Raw genomic sequence first — 24,478 nt, 5'->3', positions numbered from 1 at the left:
ATTTGATTTTTAAAATATAGTTTTATATTAGTCCTACAGAATAGAAAAAATAAAAAGATGAATATAGATAAAAACGAATTCAGAAAATATGCAGTAAAGCATCACCGTATTGGAAGTCAACATGTTGATAGTTTCATTGCTCGTACAGAGACTAGCATTCCGACAAACCTTACGCCTTACATCGTTGAAGAACGTCAATTGAACGTTGCTCAGATGGATGTATTTTCGCGTTTGATGATGGACCGTATCATATTTTTAGGCAGCGGTATTGATGATCAGGTAGCCAACATTATTCAGGCACAACTCTTGTTCTTACAGTCTACCGACGCACAACGTGATATCCAGATTTACATCAATTCACCGGGTGGAAGCGTGTATGCTGGACTAGGAATCTACGATACCATGCAATATATTACGCCAGATGTAGCAACCATCTGTACCGGTATTGCAGCATCTATGGGCGCTGTTCTTTTAGTTGCTGGTGCAAAAGGCAAACGTGCAGCCTTACGCCACTCACGCGTCATGATTCACCAACCTTCCGGTGGCGCTCAAGGAGTTGCAGCCGATATGGAAATCAACTTACGTGAGATGATGAAATTAAAAGAAGAATTATACACCATTATTTCAGATCATTCTGGACAAACTTACGAATGGGTAGAAAAATCTTCCGATCGCGATTACTGGATGCGGGCTAATGAGGCCAAAGAATTTGGTATGATTGACGAGATTTTACTTCCAAAGAAGGAGATTATTAAATAACAATGGCAAAGAATAACGATAGAGACATTCATTGTTCGTTTTGTGGCATAAGCAAAAATGAAGCCCAGATGCTTATTGCTGGCAACGGTGCGCACATCTGTGACCGTTGTATCCAGCAGGCAGGCGAAATCTTGGCAGAAGAATTAAAACAACGAAAAAGTAAAACTTTACAGACAGCTTTAAAGTTGATCCGTCCTTTGGAGATTAAAACCCACTTGGACCAATATGTCATCGGTCAGGATGATGCCAAAAAAGTAATTTCAGTAGCCGTTTATAATCACTATAAGCGTTTAAATCAGAAAGTGGATAAAGACGAGATCGAAATCGAAAAATCCAATTTGATTATCGTGGGGGAAACAGGCACTGGTAAGACCTTGCTGGCAAAAACTGTCGCCAAGATACTTAATGTACCTTTCTGTATTGTGGATGCTACAGTATTGACCGAAGCAGGTTATGTAGGGGAAGACGTAGAAAGTATATTGACGCGTTTACTGCAAGCGGCAGATTACGATGTGGCTTCCGCTGAGCGTGGTATCATCTACATCGATGAGATTGATAAAATCGCACGTAAAAGCGACAATCCTTCTATTACGAGAGATGTATCGGGTGAAGGTGTGCAGCAAGCTCTACTGAAGATTCTCGAAGGTACAGTTGTCAACGTTCCACCGCAAGGCGGCCGTAAACACCCTGATCAAAAAATGATCGCGGTTAATACAAGCAATATCCTATTCATCTGTGGTGGAGCATTCGACGGTATTCAAAAGAAAATTGCAAACCGTCTGCGTACCCAGACAGTAGGTTATAAAATGAACGAGGACGAAGAGGAAATTGACTTGAACAATTTGTACAAGTATATTACACCGCAAGACTTAAAGAACTTTGGATTAATTCCAGAGCTGATTGGTCGTCTTCCTGTATTAACTTACTTAAACCCGCTGGATAAGGAAACCTTGCTGAGTATTCTGACTGAGCCAAAGAATGCTTTGGTAAAACAATATAAAAAGCTGTTTGAATACGAAGGTATTGAGCTAAAATTTGATCCTGACGTTTATACGTTTATTGTTGATAAAGCTGACGAATTTAAACTTGGAGCCAGAGGCCTACGCAGTATATGCGAAGCCATTATGCTGGATGCCATGTTTGAAATTCCGTCAACGAAAGAGCAGACGGGACAGAAAGCATTGGAAATCACGCTAGACTATGCGAAGAAGAAATTCGAAAAGTCTGATTTAAAAAAGCTTAAAGTTGCTTAAAAAAATCCCGTTCGCTGAACGGGATTTTTTTTTAGAAAAGAATTAAAAATCTTATATTACAATAATAACATAGCCATAACGGAATGTTGACAGGAAGATAAGAGATTCAAGAAATTAAATTTAATGACTATGACAACAAAGAAAAGTGCAAAGAATACCGTAAATAGTCCGATCACACCAGGTTTAAAAACCAAAGAAGAAATCGTGAACAACTGGCTTCCCCGTTATACCGGAAGACCTTTGGAAGAGTTCGGGGAATATATCCTTTTAACGAACTTTTCGAAATATATACACCTATTTTCTGAAATGCATGATAATGCGCCTATTTATGGAGAAGATAAACCGATGCAATCCGTCACTGCCGGAGGCATCACCATTATCAATTTCGGGATGGGAAGTCCAATGGCCGCAACCATTATGGATTTATTATCAGCAATTGCACCAAAAGCAGTGCTATTTTTGGGTAAAACCGGTGGAATCAAGAAAAAAATTCCTGTAGGCGAATTGATTCTTCCAATAGCCGCTATCCGCGGTGAGGGAACTTCCAATGACTACTTTCCACCCGAAGTACCTTCATTACCCGCCTTCGCCATGCAAAAGGCCATATCCACGACAATCCGGGATCACCAACGTGACTACTGGACAGGAACGGTATACACCACCAATAGACGAGTTTGGGAACATGATAAAGCCTTCAAAAAGTATTTAAAATCAATCCGTGCCATGTGCGTGGATATGGAAACCGCAACGATATTCAGTGTCGGATTTGCCAATAAGATTCCAACAGGTGCTCTGTTGCTGGTTTCGGATCAACCAATGGTACCCGAAGGAGTCAAAACGTCTGTCAGTGATGTAACAGTTACAGCAAAATATGTAGAAGCACATATCAGCATAGGTATTGATGCTTTAAAACAGCTTATCAATAACGGATTGACCGTGAAGCACCTTAAATTTTAAGCTGTATTTCAACCAACATCATATTTTCCCTTTCTAGGAAAATATGATGTATCCCTCTCCATAAAACCATAACTATCAAACCCTTAAAACTATTAACTATTATTTTTGATTAATAATTGAACGGTTATTAACTAAAATTTGAGGTGTTAACAAATGTTAATCTTCACAATAATTAAACGATTTGTCGTTTATATTGTAATATTCATATTACTCAACACATATATCGTAAAAATTAATCAAGCATTGTGAAGAAAAAAACATTATCTTTTTTTAACGTAACCTTTTTGATTTGTTCAGCCTTAGCCACACAGGTAAGTTGTTCTTCAAGTTCTTCAAAAGAAAATAAAACTAAAGAAAAAAACGTAGCCTTGCCAGTCTATACCGTCACTAAATCTGATGCCACCACCATCAAGGATTATTTGGGAACCATAGAAGGTAAAGTTAACGTGGAGGTCCGCCCACAGGTCGAAGGGCTGCTTCTGGAAATTTATATCGATGAAGGCTCATTTGTTCAAAAAGGCCAGAAACTGTTCAAGGTAGACCCTTCTACTTACCAAGAAAATCTCAATAACATGGTTGCTACGGAGCAAGTCGCCAAAGCCAAACTTAAAAATGCACAGCTCGAAGTCGACCGGTTGAAACCGTTGGTTCAAAACGACGTTATCTCCGATGTCAGACTGGCGTCGGCAAAATCAGATTATCAAGTAGCCAAGGCAACGTTGGACCAGGCCATCGCAGCCGTACGTTCAGCGCAGATCAGCAAAGATTTTACAGTGATCACCGCTCCGGTAAGTGGTTACATTGGCCGCATTCCAAAGCGTATTGGAAATTTGGTATCAAAAGGCGATAAAGAACCCCTTACCTATCTTTCAGACATCCAGGAAGTGTATGTATATTTCTCCATGAATGAATCTGACTTTCTTTATTTTTCCAAAGCACAGGCAAAAAAAGATAGCTTGGAAGGGAAAAAATACAACCAGAATCAAAAGCTCGTATTTCCAGAAGTTACTTTAGTCCTCGCAGATGGTGAGGAATATTCAAAAAAAGGTATTGTCGACGCCGTCAATGGCCAGATTAACCGAACTACGGGAGCAATCTCTTTGCGCGCCACTTTCCAAAACCACGACAACATACTTCGATCCGGAAGTAGCGGCACCCTTAAGATTGCCGAAGTAAAAAAAGACGTTCTTCAAATTCCGCAGATAGCCGTCAATGAATTGCAGGATAAAACCTTTGTCTATATACTGGACCAAAACAATAAGGCGCAAAAACGAAATATCCAACTGATGGGCAAAAGTAAAAACAATTATATCGTCTATTCAGGCCTCAAGGAAAACGATCGCGTTATTACCAGCGGATTTGACAAATTAACCGACGGTTCACCAGTGACCCCGATTTTACAGAAATAATTATCGATCATTTTTGCATACTACCCGGTGCCAGGCATACTGTGCGCCAAAAGTAGCGTGTTTAAAATTCTATGTATATGCTAAAAACATTTATAAATAGGCCTGTATTAGCTACGGTGGTTTCTATTATCCTGGTTATCTTAGGCTTAGTGGGCCTAAAACTCCTGCCTGTCTCGCGCTTTCCAGAAATTGCCCCACCAAGTGTGCTTGTTTCACTAAGTTATCCCGGTGCTAATGCGGAAACCGTAGCAAAAAGTGTTTTGCTGCCTATCGAAGAAGCCATCAATGGTGTAGAGGATATGACCTATATCAAGTCGTCTGCCTCCAATTCAGGATCGGGAAGTGTATCGGTGTACTTTAAGACAGGTACCAATCCTGATATTGCTTCGGTCAACGTACAGACACGGATTTCCAAAGCAATCAGTTCCATTCCTGCCGAAGTAAATGAAGCCGGCATCACGGTCATGCCTCGGCAAACCGGTGTCATCATGACCATCAATCTCTACTCCGATCACCAGGATAGCGCCTACGATGAAACCTTTCTCCAGGCTTATGCACAGATTAACCTGATGCGACCTTTGCTGCGTGTCGATGGCGTAGCTCAAGTTTCCCGTTTGGGGGCCAGGGATTATGCGATGCGCCTTTGGCTGAACCCAGAAAAACTAGCCCTTTATAACCTCGTTCCACAAGATGTTATGAATGCTATAAAAGATCAAAACTTTGAGATTGCCCCAGGCAAATTTGGAGAAACCTCGGATGAAGCTTTCGAAACAGTGATCCGTCATAAGGGGCGTTTCACCACACCGGAGGAATTCCAGAGTATTGTGATCAAAACCAACACCGACGGTTCAGTGCTCTATTTAAAAGATGTGGCCCGGGTAGAATTCGGAGCTACAAATTTAAGCAGCGACAACAAGGTGAATGGCCATCCCGGTCTTACACTCAACTTAACACAGACCAGTGGTTCCAACGCCCATGACATCGATATTGCTGTCAGAAAGGTTCTTGAAGAACAATCAAAAACATTTCCAAAAGGCCTACACTATGAGGTGACCTATTCAGTACGTGATCAGATCGACGAATCGATCAACCAAGTGGAGCACACCCTTTTTGAGGCGTTTATCCTGGTATTTATTATTGTCTTTATCTTCCTGCAAGATTTTCGATCCACCCTGATTCCGGCAATTGTAATCCCAGTTTCCTTGGTGGGAACCTTCTTTTTTCTGCAGCTTTTTGGATTTTCGCTCAATGTCCTCACGATGTTTGCCCTGGTGTTGGCTATTGGAATCGTAGTGGATGACGCCATTGTCGTCGTCGAAGCTATCCATGAAAAAATGCACAGCACAGGATTGAAACCCAGAGCCGCAACATTGTCGACGATGTCCGAAATTACGGGAGCCATCCTGTCAATAACCATGGTCATGGCTGCTGTATTTTTGCCTGTAGGATTTATGGAAGGGCCAGCAGGTATTTTCTATCGCCAATTTGCTTATACCTTGGCAACGGCGATTCTGATTTCAGCACTCAATGCCTTAACTTTAAGTCCAGCCTTATGTGCTCTCCTACTGAAAGCCCCGAAACAGCATACCAATCAAGAAAGCAGCAAAATCAATCAATTTAAAGATCGTTTCTTTAAAGCATTCAATACGTCTTTTGATCGGCTGACGGCCCGTTATGTCGCTATTGTAGAAACACTGATCAAGAATAAAAAAATAGCCTGGGCAGGCTTAATTTTAATTACAGCACTTGGCATCGTGTTCATGATTAAAACACCCAAAAGTTTTATTCCTACCGAAGATGATGGCTTTATTACATATAACATTGCCCTCCCTCCCGGCGCTTCATTGAGTCGGACTACTGAGGTTCTTCATCGTGCCGATAGTATTTTAAAGAAAAGACAGGACATCAATGGCATGACAACAGTCTCTGGTTTTAATGCCCTGGACGGAAGTTCGAGCCCGGCATTTGCTGCTGGTTACATTACCTTAAAACCACATGCCAAACGCGAGCACATCAAAAACATTAATGCGTTTATGGATACCATTAGGCATGATCTATCCCAGATCAATGAAGCAACGTTTACGGTGTTCCCCCGACCTACCGTACAGGGTTTTGGAGACTTTGCCGGCATTGAAATGGTTCTTCAGGATCGGATGGGTGGTGACATTCGGGATTTCAACACCATTGCAGATACCTTTATTAACCAGCTCAATACGCTGCCTGAAATTCGCAGCGCCTACACAAGCTTTAAATCAAACTTCCCTCAATATGAAGTAAATATCGATGCCGTAAAGGCAAAATCGCTGGGCGTCGAAATCAAAGATCTTATGTCTACAATACGGTCTTATTTTGCACGTGTACAGGCGAGTGATTTTAACCGGTTTGGTCGCCAATACCGCGTTTATGTTCAATCGGATTTCGACTTCCGGAAGGATCCCGAATCCTTCAATTCTATTTTTGTGCGGAATAGTAAAGGCGAAATGGTTCCTATTAACACCATATTAACTTTAGAAAAGACGGTGGGTCCGGAAACTATTACACGCTACAATCTGTACAACGCGATAGCGGTTAATATTACGCCAGCGGAAGGCTACAGTACTGATGATGCCATGCAGGCAATCCAAAAATTGGCCGACAATAAACTTCCGGGTAATTACGGTTTTGAATGGACGGGCATGAGCTATGAAGAAAGTCAGTCCGGTTCGCAGACGATCTTGATTTTTGCGCTTAGTATCCTATTCGTCTACTTCCTGCTTTCGGCTCAATACGAAAGCTATATCCTTCCTTGGGCAGTACTATTGTCCATACCAGTCGGCCTGATCGGCGTTTTTACCGTGATCAACCTGGTGGGACTTCAAAACAATATTTATGTGCAAGTCGGACTCATTATGCTCATTGGCCTCTTGGCCAAAAATGCGATTCTGATCGTGGAGTTCGCTGTCCAGGAGCGAAAAAATGGCAAAAGCATTGTCGAAGCAGCCATTAGCGGTTCAAAACTTAGGTTAAGGCCAATCTTGATGACCAGCCTGGCTTTTGTTGCAGGGCTGGTACCCTTGATGTGGACGGTTGGCCCCTCGGCAATCGGTAACCATTCGATCAGCTTCAGCGCCGCCGGCGGCATGCTCTTTGGTGTAGCATTCGGCATCTTTATCATCCCCGTACTCTTTGTTGTATTCAAAAGTCTGGATGAAAAACTACATGATAAACTAGCTAAAGAAGAGGAAGAATAATGAAAAACATACAAAAATACCTTTCGGGAATATCGATCATCATTGGCCTCTTAGGCCTGATGAATGCCTGTAAGATCGGCAAAGATTATGTGCAGCCCAAACTCAAACTTCCGGAAAACTTTCGTGGCGATACGCTGGATTACTTCGGAGATACCTCCAGTATGGGCCTGATCCATTGGAAATCCTTCTTTCATGATCCCACATTGAAGCTATTGATTGATTCTGCCTTAGCCAATAACTTTGAAATGAAAACTGCACTGCTCAACCTGCAGATTTCAACGCGAGTCTTAGCTCAGAATAAAGCCAACTACCTGCCGAGTGTAAATGCAACAATTGCCAATGGAAACCGTACCTGGCGATCAAAGGACTTTGGCAGTGGTCCTCTGACTAAATACTACGATCATAAGGATGAAAAAGCGCCGCAAAATATGTTCGTCTATCAATCCATGTTTGGCTCTGATATTAATTTTAGCTGGGAAGTCGATATCTGGAAGAAAATAGGAAGCAAACAAGAACAACTCTTAGCCGAGTATTTGGATACACAGGAGGCAAAAAATGCGATACAGACCTCGATCATAACAGCTGTGGCAAAAGGTTACTTCAATCTCTTGATGCTAGATGCCAAAATTGAAGTTGCCAAACGGAACGTCCAATTAAATGACAGCACTCTCCGCATGATCAAGCTCCAATATGAAGCTGGTGAAATCACCGCCTTGGCGATCCAACAAACACAATCACAACGCCTATTGGCAGCCTCCCTCGTTCCCGAAATCGAAAAGGAAATTGCCATCCAGGAAAATGCGCTGCAGACACTTACCGGAAAATTACCCGACAGCATCAAAAGAGGAACTTCTTACGAGCATCTCTTCGCGGAGAGCAAAGACATCTCCCTGGGGTCCCCAATCGAGATTGTCCGCAATAGACCAGATATCCGATCATCTGAATTTCAACTGATGGCAGCCAATGCGAATGCGAATATCCAACAGGCTATGCGTTATCCGTCATTGACCGTGGGCGGCGTATTGGGGGTAAATAGTATGCTCCCTAAAAATTGGTTTAATATCCCTGGCGCATTGCTTGGTGGAATAACTGGAAATTTAACCACGCCTATTTTCAAAAACAAAACATTTAAAACACAGTATGAGGTTGCTAAATTGGAACGTGATAAAGCCGAAATCCAACTGCAACAAAAAGTTGTCGAGGCAGTCGCCGAAGTCTCTAATGCAGTGGTCACAGTCGACAAGCAACGTGAACAATTAGCTTTGGCTAAAGAAAGGGTCGATAACGCGCACCTGGCAGTTAAAAACGCAGGTCTACTCTTTAAAAGTGGGTATGCCACCTATCTAGAGGTCATTACCGCGCAAAGTAATGCCCTTAATAGCGACCTGGATCTCGTCGAATTACGACAACAGCATTTAGATGCATTTGTAGACTTGTATCGTGCGCTCGGTGGAGGTTGGAGATAAGGATTTAAAACTTTATTTTTGTGGTATGACTCCAGAAGAATTACAACACTATTTTCAATCCAAAGACTTGCCCGAAACGCTGGAAATACAGCAAGATATGCAGGTCTTCGACGTTCAGCGTTTCTTGAGCACAAGCTTCATCCATGTAAGCTTATGGAAAAAAGATTTAAGCAAATGTCCATCCTGGATTAGACTGCTGAAATTCAAGGATGCCTTAGAAGCAAAAGAAGAAGCCTAACATCTGTTAGGCTTCTTCCTTATTTATACGTTCTATAGGCTGGGCGCAAGTTGTTTCATTAATAAAGGCATCTGTTCTTTCGAAAAAATCTCATCTGCCCCGGCGTCCCGCAATTCCATCCGCTCATTCTCATCACTGCTCGAAGTCAACCCAAATATTCTGATCGAGGGAAATCTTTCTTTCACAATTTTTGCCGTTTCTATTCCGTTTAATACAGGCATATGCAGGTCTAATATACATATCTCAGGAAGCTCATGCTCGTTTTCATGGAGGTAGTCGATCAACTCCCTGCCATTGGATGCACAATAAACCAAATCCAATAAATGTGATTGAGCCATCGCTCGCATCAACACATGATGAATCATCGCATCATCTGCGTAGACAATCGTACATCTATCTTTGGTATCCATTTGAATAAGCTGTCATTTAGTAATTATAAAAACAATATTATATAAATATGTAATAAAATAAAAAATACAGAAAAAAGTTAGCAATAATTATGTTATTATACAAATTTTATTTCAAAATGTCCAATATTAACAATCCAACAAACTTTTAGTTTGATTTATACAATAAGAACATCATAGGTAGCAATCTCTTCGCGTCAACAACGCTAGAAAAGATGTGGTAAAGAGAAAAGAAGACCGGTAGATTATCTCCTAAAAATCATCTTCAATAATTTCGGCCACTCTTCCTATTTGGCCGTCCGTCAACCTGACTTTAATCCCCCTCGAATGATAAGAGGACGATGTTAGCAAGTCCTTCACAATGCCTTCTGTTAGATTTCCCGTACGCTGGTCCTTTTTTAAGATTATATTCACCAACATACCTGGCTTTACATCTGCTCTATTTCTTCCATCCATGGTCAAACTTAGATAAATAGTTTTTTAAATGCAATATAAAAAATCATTTATTGTTGGAAAGACCTTCATCCTGAATGCTGGAAAAAGCGTATTGAAGTGAATGCAGGGCTATTGCATACATAAATGTTACAAATCAAATGTAAAGACCTTTTCCTGCTAGCACTGTCATATCACAAAAAATGGTCGGAAGAAATTCCGACCATCGTTGGCTTTTAGCTTTTTTTTAGAAATAGTCACCGTCAGCATTGACCGGCGACCGTTGACTTATTTAAATAACTTAAAGATATCGTTTCCAAATATAAAGACCATCAAGGCCAAAAGAATGAAGAAACCGACCATTTGTGCTTTTTCTAGGAATTTTTCACTCAATGGCTTGCCTTGAATCATCTCAACCAACAAGAACAACACGTGACCGCCATCCAAAGCTGGAATAGGCAATAGGTTCATAAATGCCAATGCCATAGACAACATCCCTACTAAGGACCAAAAACGGATCCAGTCCACTTCCGTGCCAAACAGAGTTGCAATGCCAATAGGGCCAGATAATGCTTTATCAGCACGCACTTCGCCTTTGAAAATTTTACCAAATCCCTTAGCGTTATCGGTAATCACTGTAAACGCTTTCTTTGCACCGATCGGAAACGCCTCCATCAAGGTATATTGCGTTGTAAACGATTTGATGGAATAATCACGATTGATCCCTATTCCCAGCATGGCATCTGCAGGAACAATTCCTTGCAAGGAAACTTCAGCCCCTTTGCGTAAAACTTTAATCGCAACCGTTTTATTGCTATTCGCTTTTATTTGCGCCTTAAATTGATCGAAGAAAGGAACCTGTGTCTCGTTTACGGCAATAATGCTATCGCCTTTCACAAACCCCATTTTACTTGCCACCGAACCGGGAGCTACTTCAGCAACACTGGTCGTTTTAACCCGTGGCTCGATAAACTTCTCTCCTTTTTTGTCGGAAAGCGTGTTTAATAAATCAGCGGGGACTTTGACTTCTGCTGTAGCTCCATCACGCTCAACTGTAAGTGCAACTCCCCCCATCAATACTTTAGAACTGATCAGCTCCGAGTAATTTTCGATACGGTGACCGTCTATTGCAATCACTTTATCGCCAGCTTTCAAACCAATAGATTCACCAATGGACCCAGGTACAATACCGTTTACCAGCTGATCCATTTTAATGTCTGTATTGCCCATTTTAAAAGTCAGCATCCAAAAAACAACAACACCGACGACAATATTGACAATAATACCGCCTAACATGACGATTAAACGTTGCCAAGCTGGTTTTGATCTAAATTCCCAAGGTTGTGGCTCCCCCTTCAATTGCTCCGTATCCATCGATTCATCGATCATACCCGCAATCTTGACATAACCGCCTAAAGGCAACCAGCCAATACCATATTCACATCCTTTATAATTGAATTTAAATAATTTCACTCCCCAAGCATCAAAGAACAGATAAAACTTTTCCACCTTGATACCAAATGCACGTGCTGCTAAGAAATGTCCTAACTCATGTAGAACAATTAAAATTGACAAGCCTAAAATCACTTGTCCGACCATAATTAAAACACCCATGTATGCTTTTTAAAATTTAATCTTTGATTATTTCCTTTGTTATTAACCTTGCGACACGATCCGTCTCCAGATAATCATCCAGCGTCGGTGTCGCAATGAATTCTACTTTATCTAATGTCTGTTCAATAATATCACTCATCTCCAAAAAACCAACTTGATCTTTCAGAAAGGCATCCACAACCACTTCATTGGCCGCATTTAATACACAGCTTCTATTTCCGCCGGTACGAAGGCTTTCATAAGCCAATGCCAAATTCCGAAAAGTTTCCATGTCTGCTTTTTCAAAACTGAGCGTCGGATAGTCCATGAAATTAAATCGTTCAAAACTGTTTTCAAAACGTGCCGGATAGGTCAGTGCATACTGGATCGGCAATTTCATATCAGGAATCCCCATTTGGGCCTTCATGGAACCATCCTGAAACTGAACTAACGAATGTACAATAGATTGAGGATGTACAATCACATCCACCTGATTTATGGACAGATTGAAGAGCCATTTTGCTTCAATCACTTCTAGCCCTTTATTCATCAGGGATGCCGAGTCAATCGTAATTTTGGCGCCCATCGACCAATTGGGATGCTTCAAGGCTTGGGCCTTCGTAACCTGTAGGAGATCGGCACGTTTTTTCCCACGAAAAGGACCGCCGGAGGCCGTCACATATATTTTCTCAATTGGATTATGCTCCTCACCGGTCAAACACTGAAAGATCGCCGAATGCTCTGAATCCACAGGAAGCATGCGTACACCATATTCTTTCACTAAGGCCATTATCAGCTCACCAGCGACAACAAGTGTCTCCTTATTGGCCAGTGCAATATCTTTTTTCGATTGAATCGCTTTAACAGTAGGTTTTAATCCCGCAGATCCAACAATTGCATTCAAAACGATATCAACTTCTTCCAACTGCACCACTTCAACCAATCCGGCTTCACCCAAAAGAACAGCGATATCATATCCTTTTAAAGCATCCTGTACCTGATTATAGTGTAGGGAATCTGTTACCACCACTGCTTTGGGCTTAAACTCCAAGGCCTGTTGGATCAACAGTGTGACATTGCTGCCACAAGTCAGAACAATTGCTTCAAATGTATTAGGAAAGGCTCTTATCACATCCAAGGCTTGTGTGCCTATACTTCCCGTTGCCCCTAAAATGGCAATTCCTTTTTTACTCAAAACCTTTGCTATTAATTAAAATATATTATTTAAAATCTTTGGGTCTTCTCCCCCATGGTAATCCGCCATCATGGATCGGTAAGCGACCGAAACAACAATACTAGCCAGAGGTACCACCAAAAACGAGCTCACGAGGTTCAAAATAATAAAAATTATGTAATATTCTAAATAATTAAAATACATCTGTAGTAACTGGAAAAAAGCAAATACAGCCAAAATCAATAATAGTTTGAATACATTGCCTTTTGTCAATGCAAAACTGAAGCGTAATGACCGTAATGTCCCCGCGTGTTTATCAATAATGAAAAACGGATAAAATGCCACTCGAATAATCAGGATGAACGTCAATATGGCCGCAACAAAGACAACAAACATCGTAAAGTTGCTCATCAGCTCCATCCGATTGTCACCATTTTCAAATAGGTAAAGGAATGGTAAAGAGACGGCCCCCAATAGCATCAGAAGTGCTATAGAAAGCACCATAATACTCAACATAGCGCCAAAAAAGTATGCAAGCTCTTTCGTACTCGGGATACATTGGACGAGTTTCTTCTCCTGGTTACCATCAATCAGACTTAAAATATACTTAAACAAAGTCATGTTCAATCCAAAATACATCACCATGAAAAAAAATGCCATAAAGCCACTCAACACCACATTGAAATCACTGATGGTGGTCGCGAGATAATTAGACAGTCCGGAGGTTACAAATAGTAAAAAACAAAGCCCCGCCACTGAAAAATAATGCCTTTTCAGCAACTCCAATGACTTATTAAAAACCTCGTTAACGGCAAAAGTACTTTCCTTTAGGAATTGAATCATTTTTTCTTTGAATAAACTTCTACAAAGATGCCATATTTTTTAATTTTCAACAATTTACACACCTAGAAAAATCACTTTTTTTATCATTTTTAACATAAAAAGAACGGTTATGGAAAATCTGTTATCCCAGATAGATGAAAACAGGCTAAAAATAAAAATCCCCTATCCGAATGGATAAGGGATTTTCTATTTTGACCTTAACTCTTCCTATTTAAATTCTTTGGGAAGCGGCTTCTCCAATAAGTATTGGTAGTAGAAACGCGCACGCTCATTAAAATCATATTTACTTTTCGAACGGTCAAATCCATGACGGCTTCCCGGATAGATCATCAATTCAAAAGGGACGCTTCGATCCGTTAATTTATCGACAAGTTGGGTTGTATTCTGCAAATGAACATTGTCATCCATATCGCCATGCATAATGCGCAACACGCCTTTATAATTATTGGCATAGGTCAACACAGAACCAGCTTTATATCCGTCTGGATTGTCTTGAGGCGTGTCCATCCATCTTTCCGTGTAATGGCTATCATACAGATCCCATGAGGTAACCGGTGCGCCAGCAATACCAAAATCAAATACATCTGCCGCCTTCGTCATCGCCAAACACGTCATATAGCCACCATAGCTATGCCCTGTAATAAGTACTTTGTTTTTAGCGACCCAAGGTTGCGATTTTAACCATTTAACAATTGTCGAATAATCAATAATTTCCCAGTGACCAAGATTGCGGTGCATATAAGCAACACCTTGTTTACCAAAATGACCAGATGCCCGGTGATCTGCAGAGACTTGAATAATTCCTTCATTGGCCCAGTACTGATTGGCCGTTCCTTTCCAGGTATCTTTTACCGTTCCCGCGTCAGGCCCACCGTAAATACTGAAAACAACCGGGTACACTTTTGATTTATCAAAATTTGTCGGATAAGTGATGGTCAATGGAAGATCGAACAGTCCGTCATCTGATTTAAGATGTAAGTATTCGGTTTTACCGTAGGTATACGAGGTAAAATCAGCAGCTTTACTATCCGCTAGCTGACGTACGACCTTACCTTGATTATCCAACAAAGCGAACCGATCGGGTGTACTCACATTGGAGTATTTGGTAATAAAATACTTGCCGTCAGGCGACACATTCACATCGTGCGAGTATTCACCGAACGTCAGACGTTTTAAGTTTTTACCTGAATAATCCACGCGGTACAAATCAAAACGCGCTGAGTTTTCTTTACGTGCGGTAAAATAGATCACCTTATTTTTTTCATCAATCCGTTTTAATTCCGTTACCTGCCATTCGCCGGAAGTAATTGGATTGACCAATGTTCCATCCAATTTATAGAGGTAATAATGCGCCCAGCCTGTCTTATCCGATTTTAGGATATAATATTTGTTGTCCGCCAGATATGTGATACGCTCATCGTGATCCAAATTGATCCATGAAGCCTGACGCTCATCGTAGATTTCTTTTTTCGAACCTGAATTCGGATCCACTTGATAAAACTTCAAATTGTTCTGATCCCTGTTCATCCACTGTACCATCACATTTTTACTATCAAAGGCCCAATAAGGCTGGCCAAAATACTGATCGTCTTTCTCGTTGAAATCAGCCCAGGTAACGTTGCCCCCTTCGAGGTGAACGATTCCTACCTTCACTTCCGGATTTGGGTCACCGGCTTTGGGATATCTTGTCTCCTCCAGGTAACCATGCTGGCCTTTGGACGAATAAATCGGAAACATCGGAACCTTGGTATCATCGAAACTCATAAAAGCGATCTTACGGCTGTCCGGAGACCACCAAAAAGCTTTATATTTTGTTGGGCGCCCAAGAATTTCTTCGTAATATACCCAGGATGACCAACCATTGTAGATCACATCAGTACCATCCTTTGTACATTGCATTTCTTTTCCTGAAGTCACGTCCACGCTATACAGATTGCTTTTACGCGTAAAGGCTACATATTTACCATCCGGTGATAAGGTTGGATTCTGTTCAGCAACATCAGGAGAGTTGGTCAGCCTCTTTGCTACACCATCGGTACCTTTCAGGAAGATATCATTGTTCTCGACATAAACAACCGTCCCTTCTTTAGCGGGAACTGTATAAATGCTTCTGTGACCTGACTTAATGTTAACCTGATATAAACGACCATCATTTACATCATTTTCCAGATAAGCTGTCCCGTCTGCCCAGCCAGGATACTGATTGGTACGAACTGTCAACGATGACTTTTGCCCCCAGGACTGTGCAAAATCCAATTTCTTTTGTGCGAAACCAACCTCGTGCACAAAAAAAACGATAGACGCACCTAAGAGTACTCTTGATACCGTATTCATTAATTTTTGGATATGTTTATTAATTATTTTGGCTAAGATAAAGAATTGTGACAAATAACGACGATTTTGCCTGTAACAAGCTTAATTCACATATCGCGTACCATATGATTTAGCAAGGGCTCGATTAAACCAGATGATTCCTTACTAAGGATGTTGCTCGAAAAGTGCAAGCTGTATGCCTTCCTTTGGAAAATCAGCTTCTTCCACAAAATTTGATATCGAAACACCCAACAACCTCACTTTGTTCACCAGCTCAACCTTGCTCAACAAACTATGGGCGGTGGCGTAAATTTTGTCTTCCGAATCAAAACTATTTTCTAGGGTGATACTTCGTGTCAACTGAACAAAATCGGCATATTTAATTTTTAAGTTTAAGGTTCGCCCAGATATTTCCTTTTTCCCAATACGTGTCCACAACTGTTTGCAGAGCCGTTGCAAAATGGTATTTAATTCTTCAAAAACTTCTACATCCTCACCAAAAGTATCCTCAATCCCGACCGATTTGCTGCTACGATTGGGAACAACAGGACGGTCGTCTATCCCGCGTACGATACGGTAAAAAAAATGCCCCGTCTTTCCAAACCAACGTACGAGATCCTCTTCACGCTGTTTTTTTAAATCAAGCCCAGTAAACAGTCCCAGTTCATGCATTTTTTTTGCTGTCACCTTACCTACGCCAAAAAACTTGTCCACGGGCAATGACTCCATAAACTTGACAATTTTAGAAGGACCTATAAATGTTAAGCCGTTGGGTTTGTCCATATCCGAAGCAATCTTTGCAACAAATTTATTCACGGAAACGCCGGCCGAGACGGTCAGATTCAGTTCTTCTTTGATTGCTTCTTTAATGGCTTTGGCGATATCAATAGCCGAACCAATGCCCTGCTTGTCTACAGTTACATCCAAAAAAGCTTCATCGAGGGAAAGCGGTTCAATTAAGTCCGTATAACGGAGAAAGATCTCCCGGATTTGATATGAAACCTGACGATACACGTCAAAACGAGGATAGGTAAAGATAATATGGGGGCACAACTGAAGAGCCTTTCGGGAGCTCATCGCAGATTTGACGCCAAATTTTCGTGCTTCGTAACTGGCCGTCGCAACTACTCCTCTCCCATCCGGAGAACCACCTACTGCAATCGCTTTCCCCCGATATTCGGGAAAATCACGCTGATCTACAGATGCATAAAAGGCATCCATATCCAAATGAATAATCTTGCGATGTACCTGTTCGGGATCCATGATCCAAATTTACAAAAATTAGCATTACAGACTAAGAAAACCGAAAAATAACTAATAGAATTAGCAACTATAGCAAAGCCCGCAAACGGTAGGCTCGGGAGTCTCTTACTCCAATCACGCTCGGCAACTTTCTAGGCTACATCTAAACCATTCGTTATTATGCCGTTAATTTTTTATCTTTAGGTGAAACTATAGGTTAGGCGAAAAAGCATCCAGTCCTGATAGTCTCATAAACCACAGTAAAAAGACTTAAAAATAGCACATTATGGAAAATATGCCTGAACAAAAACCGAAAAAATCCGGATTTAAGAAGTTCTTACTTCTGCTGATCCTTTTTCTACTTGTGGGGGGTGGATCCTACGTTTACTGGAAGTATTACTATGTATTCGGTGAAGGCGTAAAATCTGGTTATCTTAATTATGCTGTAAAAAAGGGCAATATTTTCAAGACATACGAAGGTAAACTCATCCAGGAGGGGTTTGGAAGTATCAAAACGGGTGGTATCGCCAGCAACCAATTTGAATTTTCTATTGAAGATGATTCTATATTCCGTCAATTGGAGCTCAATAGTGGAAAGTACTTCGATCTGCGCTACAAAGAATATCATGGCGTTCTTCCCTGGCGTGGAAACACGGTTTATATTGTTGACAAAGTTGTCAATATGAAATAGAAATTTACGTTCCCGATTGAAAACTTTTCGACACAGCCTGCTTATGCAGAAAGCACATCACGCACGATCAATTTTTCGTTAAAAAAACTTTTTAAAATGGTCCCGTCACCGTGTAGTGTCCAAACTTCCTGGGGATTTACCATCTTAATGTAGTGAAGAATGTCATTCCAGTCCACATGATCTGAAATATACAATTCGATATCATTCTGTGCCTGTAAACGTTTCCAGCCTGAAGCAAATGCACGTAATACTTTGGTCGCCCTAAAATAACTATTAAAAGTCATCGGCGGTACCAAATAAACTTTATTCTGTTCGCCCTGTTTCATTTCTTTTCTGTTGTAGGGCTCATAGTCTAATTTCTTCAGCCCGTGCTGGTCGTAAAGGCGATGGTAGGGCAATATTCCACTATGCACAAGCACTTTTCGCTCCGGACAATATCTGTTGATCAAATCAGTAATCCGCTGCGCCTTGCCCAACACATAAGTACCTAATAAAATATTACTGGCATGTCCGTCGAGTTTTTTTATCTCCTCCGCAGGATCTGGGTGTATAATATCCGGATTTGCAAATGTGCTTTCTGTAATAAGGACATCGGCTTGCCGCACTTCGATCGGCTCGCAAGTCTCATCAGCTTGCAATTTGTAATCGCCCGTGTATAGGTAGCGCACTCCCCGGTATTCCATCAGAATTTGTGCCGAACCCAATATGTGACCTGCTGGTAAAAATGTGATTTCGACCGCACCCATTTTAAACGGACTATTGAACAATTTAACCTGATATGAATCTTTGCGGTTTTGTTTATAGCGATAAGTCATAAACAGTGAAGTTGCCTGCGTTGTATACACATAATCGTGTCCCGAACTGGCATGATCGCCATGGGCATGAGATACGACATTGTGCATGACGGGATTGCTCGCATCAATAAAAAAATCACCATAACGGCAATAATAACCTTCTGGTTTTCTGACTAAGAAGTCAGCTAATATGATCGACATAGTTTTATTTTAGAAATTTTTGATGTAAAGTCCACACTTGCGGCAATAGCGGAGTGGTTCCATCATTAATGATGACGAAGTCTGCCAGTTTTAATTTTTCTTCATCAGTTAGTTGCTTATTTATTCGCTCCATGACCTGTTCTTCAGTGATGCCATCACGCTCCATAACACGTTTAACACGTATGTGTAAAGGCGCAGTAACCAGGATGGTATAATCAAGATCCTTGTAAGAGCCACTTTCAAAAAGCAAAGCAGCCTCCTTGAGTGAATAACGGGATTTTTGTTGTTCGGCCCAGTCTTTGGCCGCCTGGATAACGATGGGGTGTACAATGCCATTTACAAGTTCGAGCTTCGCCTTGTCGCTGAATATCTGTTCGGCCAAAAAAGCCCGATCTAATTTCCCATCCTTATAGGTCTCTTTACCGAACTCCGCAATCAAGCGTTCTTTGATCCGTAAATCGGTATTCATCAATTCCTTCGCCTCATCATCTGCATTATAAACAGGTACAGCCATGGCTTTAAAAAGCTGACAGATAAATGTTTTACCGGATCCAATTCCGCCTGTTATTCCAATCTTCATGAAAATAGTGTTATTTACGTACAAAAAAGTCCACGTTTTGAGGTACAACGCTGATTACCTTACAAAAGTCAGGTACTTTGGTCAGCAAAACAGGCAAATATTGCACCCCGTTTTTCTCCCAGTCAGCCAGATCTACCACAGCTTCAAAATCTCGCGATGTATAGTTATTATAATCCTTAACGGACATCAGTACGGTGACGACCACTTTGCTTGGATTAAGCCTAACAGAACTATAGCGCTGGCCATTTTCAACCTTCACGGGTAATTCAATCACTTTCTCGGTTAACTCCCCTACAGGCATCAGAACCTCGACCGAAGTCGGATAAACATTGATATTCGCTTTTTGGTTACGTGCCAGGTTTGCCACGGTTCGAACATCGGTCTCCACTTCCTTCCCGCGAACGGTATCGGTCTCCCAATACTCAATCGCCGAAACATCCTCATAGGGCCCTGTAATCGTCACATAAGCCGGGGTAATCTTGGTATCAGCAATAAAACCATACCCACGCTTAAAGCCAATATTGGATAAAGGTTTGACGGGCACTTTGCGCTGCGTCTGTTTGGAAAAATCGAAAAACAAGGTATCTGGGCTGACCGAGACTACCCGTTGTTCATGTGGAAACTGCCGGTTGATAAAGCCCAATTGATTGGAAAAAACAATCCAATCTTTGGTTTTTAAAGAGCTTAGGTCAACCTGCACCTTTGGGGTTTCCAAAGCAGCTTTGGAAAATAGGAATTGCCATCCCGTCATCTCCAATTTCACCTTTACCGTATCGGATTGCTGTGGGTGAAATGCGCGTTTCTCGGGAAGATTGACATATTCAATTGCTGCCTTAACGGACACAGTATATTGATTGGAAATCGAAAACAATAACCAAGCTAACAACGAAATTCCAACACAACGCACGAAGACATTAATCTTACGCCGTTGGGTCTTATTTATTCGAACTGCATTCGCCATGACACAAACTTAATCAATTTGCGCAAAAATTAGCGTTCTTATCTGCATTTCATCACAAAGACGCCAATATTTCCATTGCATTTTTCTCTTTTGTGGCAAGGGTTTTGAAAATTGCTGATGCCTGTTGGACAGCATCGAAACTGGCCGTCTCAGCAATTTGACTAAACAATTCCGACAGGGATGTCCACAATAATGCAATCTGTACAAACTCATGATGAACCACCGCGAGTTGTTCTATTCCGAGGAGATCGTAACTTTCCTTGATAAAGTCGCGATACAGATTTCGAAACAAAGCACCCCCAGTGCCCGCTTTTTCCATTAGACTTGCAGCCATCTTAAACTCGCTTTCAATAGCTTGACTTGTCTTGAACCAATTCAACACTTCTTCACTGGTCTTCAAAATTCCTTTATATGAAATATTGTTGATAGGTGGTGCAAGATATTGCTTTGCATTATTGACCATTGCGGCAATCAGCACTTCTTTCAGGTCAACGTTCTCCATATTACCTGCTATGGTATAATACAAATTTTTGGACGACATAGGCCTTTTCTCTGCCCGCGCTATAGCTAAACTCGCAAGCGACGTCTTCACACTACCGCCTTGCTGCCTCGTATCCACCAAATAGGCGTGCTCATCGTCATAGCCATATATAGCGACATAATGTCCCGCAAAATGAAATGGCTTAGTAAAATATTCCAGGTAATAGGCATCGAGTTTTAATCCCACAGGTTGCCCCTCATCCAAGAGCTGTCGTACAGCCTGCCAGGCTTTTACTTTTGAAGAGGTTTCATGAACATTGAGTTCGAGACCGAGATTTTTGCAGATATGCTGCGTCAGGAGATCCGTTTTTATTCGTCCGCCCAAAAATGGAAAGTCCATGGTTTTCATTTTCCAATAGATAAAACTAAGTCCCTCCCCTAATCCAAAAAGCATCGGTTCAGAAAGTTCAATGCCAATATGCTTCAATAAAGTACCTGTTGCGGTGGTTTCACAATGTAGCCCGTCAAACGGTTTAAGATTTTCCATAGCATTCTTTTTTACAAAATTAGAAGCTCGATTGACAGCTTGGTGTCAGCAGGAAAAGAGCGTCTAATAAATACTTCTTGCGACACACTTTTTTGTTACAGAGTGTAGTCCCTTCCCTATTGTCTCATTTAATTTTTTAGCTGCAACAAAAGAATATCAGTTGGTAACCAACTTATCACTTTTTACAGTGATTGTTCAGTGATCGTTCAGTGATTGTTCAGTGATTGTTCAGTGCAGACTGAATAAACAATGACTGATTACTGTCTAAACATAGACTAAAAATTGTGTTTAGGGATTACCTGGTATTAGCATGTTTCCTTTTTAATGCTTATCTTAATTATCTATAAGCTAATCAATACATTATGGCAATCATCAAAAATGGCGTTAATGGGACTGTTTCCGAGAAAGCAGGCTCTGTTGTATTTGTGTCGACTAAAACAGGAAATTATGTACGCTCTCTCCCTCGCGTTAAAAAACGAGAGCCCACACCTGAACAGCTGCTGAGTAGAACACGCTTCAAAACTATGAGGTCGCATATAAGCATGTTAAACCCGATCATCAATATAGGCTACAAGGCATACAGTTATCCGAAACGGGCCTATGATGTCGCAATGTCTTATAATTTAAACCATGCGCTTATTCAGGAAGAGAACGGTTTTGTGGTGGACTGGCAAAAATTTATGATTGCCAAAGGAAGTCCCAATCCCATCACTTCCTACACGATGGATTTCGATCAAGAAAACCAGGTGTTTCTGGTTACCTGGGAATACGACCCCTATCTGGAGAAGAAATTTGACATGGGAACTTATGATTCGTTCTTATTCCTGTATAATGCAACGTATAATGGGGCTGAATATCCATTTTTGACGAATGAGGCGAAAAATAGCTTAATAACGGGCAGACAAAACATTGATATACCGAAACATAAAAAGCAAGTGACCTATGAAGTGTATATCTTTTTTGTAGAGAGCTATGGCGGAGGTAATACAGACAGTATGCACTTAGGTAAGATAAAGATTTGACCGGTACATAAAAAAAGCCAGTTTTCCACGAAAACTGGCTTTCATTTCTTTCCCAAAAAAGCTTAAGAAGCGCTCTTCTCCGTGTTGTTAGCAGCTTTAGAAGCATCTAAAGCAATGGCTGATTTGTCAAAACGGATTTTTACACCTGAACCTACATCAACTAAGAAAGTCGTGTCTGATACTTCTACAATGCGTCCGTGAATACCAGCTGTAGTTACCACCTTTGAATTTACACCAAGTTCTTCAATATATTTCTTGTGATCTTTTTGCTTCTTCATCTGCGGTCTGATCATGAAGAAATAAAATACCACGATAATCAAAACCATTGGTAAAAAACTCATCATGTTGCCACCCGCTGCTTGTAATAATACTGTGTTCATCTTCTATTATATCGTTTAATAATGTGTTATTTTGCTAATACTTCGCCCTTTAGCTGCACTGTTGTTAAGCCATTGGAAGCATTCGATTGAATCGTAATGATCTTCTGCTGTTTACCAACTTGTCCCTCACTATTGAAAGTTACATGGATCTCAGATTTTCCACCTGGCAAAATAGGGCTTTTCGAAAACTCAGGTTGTGTACAACCACATGAAGCAGTCACTTTCGAGATAATAACAGGTGCATCACCCGAATTTTTCAGCACAAAGGTATGCTTTACCTGTGCACCTTCCTTTACCTGACCGAAGTCAAATGCAGACTCTTCAAATTCTACTTTTCCTAATTGTGCTGCCGCCTTAGAAAGGCTATCCGCAGCTGCTGTTTCAGTCGCTGTCTTGCTTCCTTCATCTTTTCCTTTTTGTGCATTTCCACAAGAAAATAAAAGTACTGCCGACAAAGCTAAAACCGAATATTTGCCAAAGTTTTTCATTCGTATAAATTATTTATGCGTTTGGTTTTAATCTCTTAAACCACGACCTGCCTTCTGGATTCTTCCTTGTTGATTCAGATCGTTTAATATTTTATCCAAGATACCATTGATAAATGTATTACTTTTCAATGTACTGAATACCTTAGAAATTTCAATATACTCATTTATTGTCACTTTCACAGGAATAGATGGAAAATTAACCAACTCACATATGGCCATACGCATCAATAAAGTATCCATTAGCGCAATACGGTCTGACTCCCAATTCTTCGTTTTCTCCGAGATAAGCTTTTGATATTCATTTGTATTGCGAATAGTTTTACCTAGCAATGCAATGACGTAGTCGCTATCATCATTCCAGTTTTGCGTAATCTCTGCCAGTTTATTTTTACGTGGATCTTCTGAACTAAAATTCTTAAAAGTCTTCGCAATCAACGCTTGCAATACTTCTTTATCGACAGGCCAGTTGATGAATTTCTCCTCAAAAACCTGCTCAATAACCGGCGATTTCAAGATGATCTTTTTAAAGATATGCTTGATGATATCCTTTTCCGTACCGATCGAACGATCCTCTTGTTGCAAGTACTCCAAATAAGCCTCGGAATCCTTTAATTGCAAAAATACCGTACGAACGATCTCCGGATCGAAACTCCAAGAAATTTTATACTTTTTGACACCTTCTCCATATTGTGGATTTTGTCTCAATGACTCAATAAAAGTGTTAGTACTTAACTTGGTCGTTAAAGACAAGTCTTTTTCAGTTGGTAAAAACTTATTAGCTCTACCCTCTGCATCTATTAAGACATAATCAGATACTTCATCTAATAGATTCAGTGTCCACATATACATCTCATAGACTTCATCCACATTTTTTAATAGTGCTTTTTCAAATGTTTTGATGTCTTTATCTTCTGAAAGACTGTACGCATAAAGCGTTTGCACTACTTTTACCCTCAGGTGTCTCCTGTTTAACATAGTAATTTAAAGAACGATTTTTTTATAAAATAATAAGTAAGAA

Annotated in this window: 23 protein-coding genes; 9 read left to right on the top strand and 14 right to left on the bottom strand. The window is 40.8% G+C overall.

The features are described from left to right. Positions 1-57: 57 nt before the first annotated feature. The 7 genes from clpP (at position 58) to B3297_RS07840 (ending at position 9,312) form a co-directional block, all read left to right on the top strand. The gene (gene clpP / locus B3297_RS07870) at positions 58-759 is read left to right on the top strand and encodes an ATP-dependent Clp endopeptidase proteolytic subunit ClpP (RefSeq protein WP_046674530.1); all 702 of its coding nucleotides are present in this window, start codon (positions 58-60) and stop codon (positions 757-759) included. A gap of 2 nt (positions 760-761) precedes the next feature. Further along, complete coding sequence (clpX, locus tag B3297_RS07865; RefSeq protein ID WP_070565518.1) at positions 762-2,012, top strand: ATP-dependent Clp protease ATP-binding subunit ClpX; 1,251 nt, start codon at positions 762-764, stop codon at positions 2,010-2,012. A 123-nt stretch (positions 2,013-2,135) separates the two neighbouring features. Continuing rightward, a complete protein-coding gene (locus B3297_RS07860) occupies positions 2,136-2,969 on the top strand; it encodes an AMP nucleosidase (protein ID WP_070565520.1) in 834 nt (277 codons plus the stop codon). 245 nt (positions 2,970-3,214) lie between these two features. Next, positions 3,215-4,378: an efflux RND transporter periplasmic adaptor subunit gene (locus B3297_RS07855; RefSeq protein WP_083295910.1), complete on the top strand. Its 1,164-nt coding sequence runs from the start codon at positions 3,215-3,217 to the stop codon at positions 4,376-4,378. A 77-nt stretch (positions 4,379-4,455) separates the two neighbouring features. Then, complete coding sequence (locus B3297_RS07850) at positions 4,456-7,608, top strand: efflux RND transporter permease subunit (RefSeq protein ID WP_286774979.1); 3,153 nt, start codon at positions 4,456-4,458, stop codon at positions 7,606-7,608. Further along, a complete protein-coding gene (locus tag B3297_RS07845; protein WP_070565522.1) occupies positions 7,608-9,074 on the top strand; it encodes an efflux transporter outer membrane subunit in 1,467 nt (488 codons plus the stop codon). Before B3297_RS07850 ends, B3297_RS07845 begins: the two co-directional genes overlap by 1 nt. A 25-nt stretch (positions 9,075-9,099) precedes the next feature. Then, positions 9,100-9,312, top strand: coding sequence for a DUF6965 family protein (locus B3297_RS07840; protein ID WP_070565692.1), 213 nt, complete (start codon positions 9,100-9,102; stop codon positions 9,310-9,312). Between the two features lie 32 nt (positions 9,313-9,344). Here the strand turns inward: B3297_RS07840 and B3297_RS07835 are convergent, their stop codons facing one another. The 7 genes from B3297_RS07835 to dinB form a co-directional block, all read right to left on the bottom strand. Further along, the gene (locus B3297_RS07835) at positions 9,345-9,722 is read right to left on the bottom strand and encodes a response regulator (protein WP_286778719.1); all 378 of its coding nucleotides are present in this window, start codon (positions 9,720-9,722) and stop codon (positions 9,345-9,347) included. 249 nt (positions 9,723-9,971) lie between these two features. Next, the gene (locus B3297_RS07830; RefSeq protein ID WP_070565526.1) at positions 9,972-10,175 is read right to left on the bottom strand and encodes a YwbE family protein; all 204 of its coding nucleotides are present in this window, start codon (positions 10,173-10,175) and stop codon (positions 9,972-9,974) included. Positions 10,176-10,439: 264 nt separating this feature from the next. After that, positions 10,440-11,765 carry an RIP metalloprotease RseP gene (gene rseP / locus B3297_RS07825; RefSeq protein WP_070565528.1) on the bottom strand — a complete coding sequence of 442 codons (1,326 nt, stop codon included), beginning with the start codon at positions 11,763-11,765 and terminating at the stop codon, positions 10,440-10,442. 16 nt (positions 11,766-11,781) lie between these two features. Next, on the bottom strand, positions 11,782-12,939 hold the full coding sequence (locus B3297_RS07820; protein WP_112376162.1) for a 1-deoxy-D-xylulose-5-phosphate reductoisomerase: 1,158 nt from the start codon (positions 12,937-12,939) through the stop codon (positions 11,782-11,784). Between the two features lie 15 nt (positions 12,940-12,954). Next, positions 12,955-13,761: a beta-carotene 15,15'-monooxygenase gene (locus tag B3297_RS07815; RefSeq protein WP_070565532.1), complete on the bottom strand. Its 807-nt coding sequence runs from the start codon at positions 13,759-13,761 to the stop codon at positions 12,955-12,957. A 207-nt stretch (positions 13,762-13,968) separates the two neighbouring features. Next, positions 13,969-16,095, bottom strand: coding sequence for a S9 family peptidase (locus B3297_RS07810; protein ID WP_286778718.1), 2,127 nt, complete (start codon positions 16,093-16,095; stop codon positions 13,969-13,971). A 144-nt stretch (positions 16,096-16,239) separates the two neighbouring features. Then, positions 16,240-17,337, bottom strand: a complete 1,098-nt coding sequence (dinB, locus tag B3297_RS07805) for a DNA polymerase IV (RefSeq protein WP_070565536.1) — start codon at positions 17,335-17,337, stop codon at positions 16,240-16,242. Between the two features lie 265 nt (positions 17,338-17,602). Here dinB and B3297_RS07800 point away from each other — a divergent pair, with 265 nt between their 5' ends. Beyond that, positions 17,603-18,007, top strand: a complete 405-nt coding sequence (locus B3297_RS07800) for a hypothetical protein (RefSeq protein WP_197084053.1) — start codon at positions 17,603-17,605, stop codon at positions 18,005-18,007. A gap of 41 nt (positions 18,008-18,048) precedes the next feature. Here the strand turns inward: B3297_RS07800 and B3297_RS07795 are convergent, their stop codons facing one another. From B3297_RS07795 to B3297_RS07780, 4 genes are read right to left on the bottom strand one after another with little or no spacing between them, the layout of a single operon-like run. After that, complete coding sequence (locus tag B3297_RS07795) at positions 18,049-19,002, bottom strand: exonuclease (RefSeq protein ID WP_083295911.1); 954 nt, start codon at positions 19,000-19,002, stop codon at positions 18,049-18,051. A gap of 4 nt (positions 19,003-19,006) precedes the next feature. Then, positions 19,007-19,582, bottom strand: coding sequence for a dephospho-CoA kinase (gene coaE / locus B3297_RS07790; RefSeq protein WP_172462500.1), 576 nt, complete (start codon positions 19,580-19,582; stop codon positions 19,007-19,009). A 10-nt stretch (positions 19,583-19,592) separates the two neighbouring features. Next, positions 19,593-20,543 (bottom strand): hypothetical protein, encoded by a 951-nt coding sequence (locus tag B3297_RS07785; protein WP_046674519.1) that lies wholly within the window; start codon positions 20,541-20,543, stop codon positions 19,593-19,595. A 52-nt stretch (positions 20,544-20,595) separates the two neighbouring features. After that, positions 20,596-21,570 carry a BtrH N-terminal domain-containing protein gene (locus tag B3297_RS07780; protein WP_070565538.1) on the bottom strand — a complete coding sequence of 325 codons (975 nt, stop codon included), beginning with the start codon at positions 21,568-21,570 and terminating at the stop codon, positions 20,596-20,598. 362 nt (positions 21,571-21,932) lie between these two features. On the opposite strand from B3297_RS07780, the gene B3297_RS07775 reads away from it, so the two are divergent. Beyond that, positions 21,933-22,592: a DUF6266 family protein gene (locus tag B3297_RS07775; protein ID WP_286778717.1), complete on the top strand. Its 660-nt coding sequence runs from the start codon at positions 21,933-21,935 to the stop codon at positions 22,590-22,592. A 62-nt stretch (positions 22,593-22,654) separates the two neighbouring features. Here the strand turns inward: B3297_RS07775 and yajC are convergent, their stop codons facing one another. Genes yajC through nusB form a run of 3 tightly spaced genes read right to left on the bottom strand, consistent with a single transcriptional unit; the run spans position 22,655 to position 24,435 of the window. Further along, positions 22,655-22,972: a preprotein translocase subunit YajC gene (gene yajC, locus B3297_RS07770; protein WP_070565542.1), complete on the bottom strand. Its 318-nt coding sequence runs from the start codon at positions 22,970-22,972 to the stop codon at positions 22,655-22,657. Positions 22,973-22,998: 26 nt separating this feature from the next. Continuing rightward, positions 22,999-23,460: a DUF1573 domain-containing protein gene (locus tag B3297_RS07765; protein ID WP_070565544.1), complete on the bottom strand. Its 462-nt coding sequence runs from the start codon at positions 23,458-23,460 to the stop codon at positions 22,999-23,001. Between the two features lie 27 nt (positions 23,461-23,487). Further along, a complete protein-coding gene (gene nusB, locus B3297_RS07760; protein ID WP_070565546.1) occupies positions 23,488-24,435 on the bottom strand; it encodes a transcription antitermination factor NusB in 948 nt (315 codons plus the stop codon). Positions 24,436-24,478: the final 43 nt, after the last annotated feature.

This window comes from Sphingobacterium sp. UBA3519, assembly GCF_002377215.1.
Classification (GTDB): Bacteria; Bacteroidota; Bacteroidia; order Sphingobacteriales; family Sphingobacteriaceae; genus Sphingobacterium; species Sphingobacterium multivorum.
The sequence above is the reverse complement of the archived record's forward strand: the minus strand, read 5'-3'. Positions and strand labels throughout refer to the sequence as shown.

Coding starts and splice junctions, on each gene's coding strand:
- dinB (WP_070565536.1), bottom strand. CDS start 17,337: ATGGATCCCGAACAGGTACATCGCAAGATTATTCATTTGGATATGGAT.
- B3297_RS07830 (WP_070565526.1), bottom strand. CDS start 10,175: ATGGATGGAAGAAATAGAGCAGATGTAAAGCCAGGTATGTTGGTGAAT.
- rseP (WP_070565528.1), bottom strand. CDS start 11,765: ATGGGTGTTTTAATTATGGTCGGACAAGTGATTTTAGGCTTGTCAATT.
- B3297_RS07815 (WP_070565532.1), bottom strand. CDS start 13,761: ATGATTCAATTCCTAAAGGAAAGTACTTTTGCCGTTAACGAGGTTTTT.
- B3297_RS07835 (WP_286778719.1), bottom strand. CDS start 9,722: ATGGATACCAAAGATAGATGTACGATTGTCTACGCAGATGATGCGATG.
- B3297_RS07765 (WP_070565544.1), bottom strand. CDS start 23,460: ATGAAAAACTTTGGCAAATATTCGGTTTTAGCTTTGTCGGCAGTACTT.
- coaE (WP_172462500.1), bottom strand. CDS start 19,582: ATGAAGATTGGAATAACAGGCGGAATTGGATCCGGTAAAACATTTATC.
- nusB (WP_070565546.1), bottom strand. CDS start 24,435: ATGTTAAACAGGAGACACCTGAGGGTAAAAGTAGTGCAAACGCTTTAT.
- B3297_RS07810 (WP_286778718.1), bottom strand. CDS start 16,095: ATGAATACGGTATCAAGAGTACTCTTAGGTGCGTCTATCGTTTTTTTT.
- B3297_RS07850 (WP_286774979.1), top strand. CDS start 4,456: ATGCTAAAAACATTTATAAATAGGCCTGTATTAGCTACGGTGGTTTCT.
- clpX (WP_070565518.1), top strand. CDS start 762: ATGGCAAAGAATAACGATAGAGACATTCATTGTTCGTTTTGTGGCATA.
- B3297_RS07775 (WP_286778717.1), top strand. CDS start 21,933: ATGGCAATCATCAAAAATGGCGTTAATGGGACTGTTTCCGAGAAAGCA.
- yajC (WP_070565542.1), bottom strand. CDS start 22,972: ATGAACACAGTATTATTACAAGCAGCGGGTGGCAACATGATGAGTTTT.
- B3297_RS07780 (WP_070565538.1), bottom strand. CDS start 21,570: ATGGAAAATCTTAAACCGTTTGACGGGCTACATTGTGAAACCACCGCA.
- B3297_RS07845 (WP_070565522.1), top strand. CDS start 7,608: ATGAAAAACATACAAAAATACCTTTCGGGAATATCGATCATCATTGGC.
- B3297_RS07840 (WP_070565692.1), top strand. CDS start 9,100: ATGACTCCAGAAGAATTACAACACTATTTTCAATCCAAAGACTTGCCC.
- clpP (WP_046674530.1), top strand. CDS start 58: ATGAATATAGATAAAAACGAATTCAGAAAATATGCAGTAAAGCATCAC.
- B3297_RS07785 (WP_046674519.1), bottom strand. CDS start 20,543: ATGGCGAATGCAGTTCGAATAAATAAGACCCAACGGCGTAAGATTAAT.
- B3297_RS07860 (WP_070565520.1), top strand. CDS start 2,136: ATGACTATGACAACAAAGAAAAGTGCAAAGAATACCGTAAATAGTCCG.
- B3297_RS07795 (WP_083295911.1), bottom strand. CDS start 19,002: ATGTCGATCATATTAGCTGACTTCTTAGTCAGAAAACCAGAAGGTTAT.
- B3297_RS07800 (WP_197084053.1), top strand. CDS start 17,603: ATGGAAAATATGCCTGAACAAAAACCGAAAAAATCCGGATTTAAGAAG.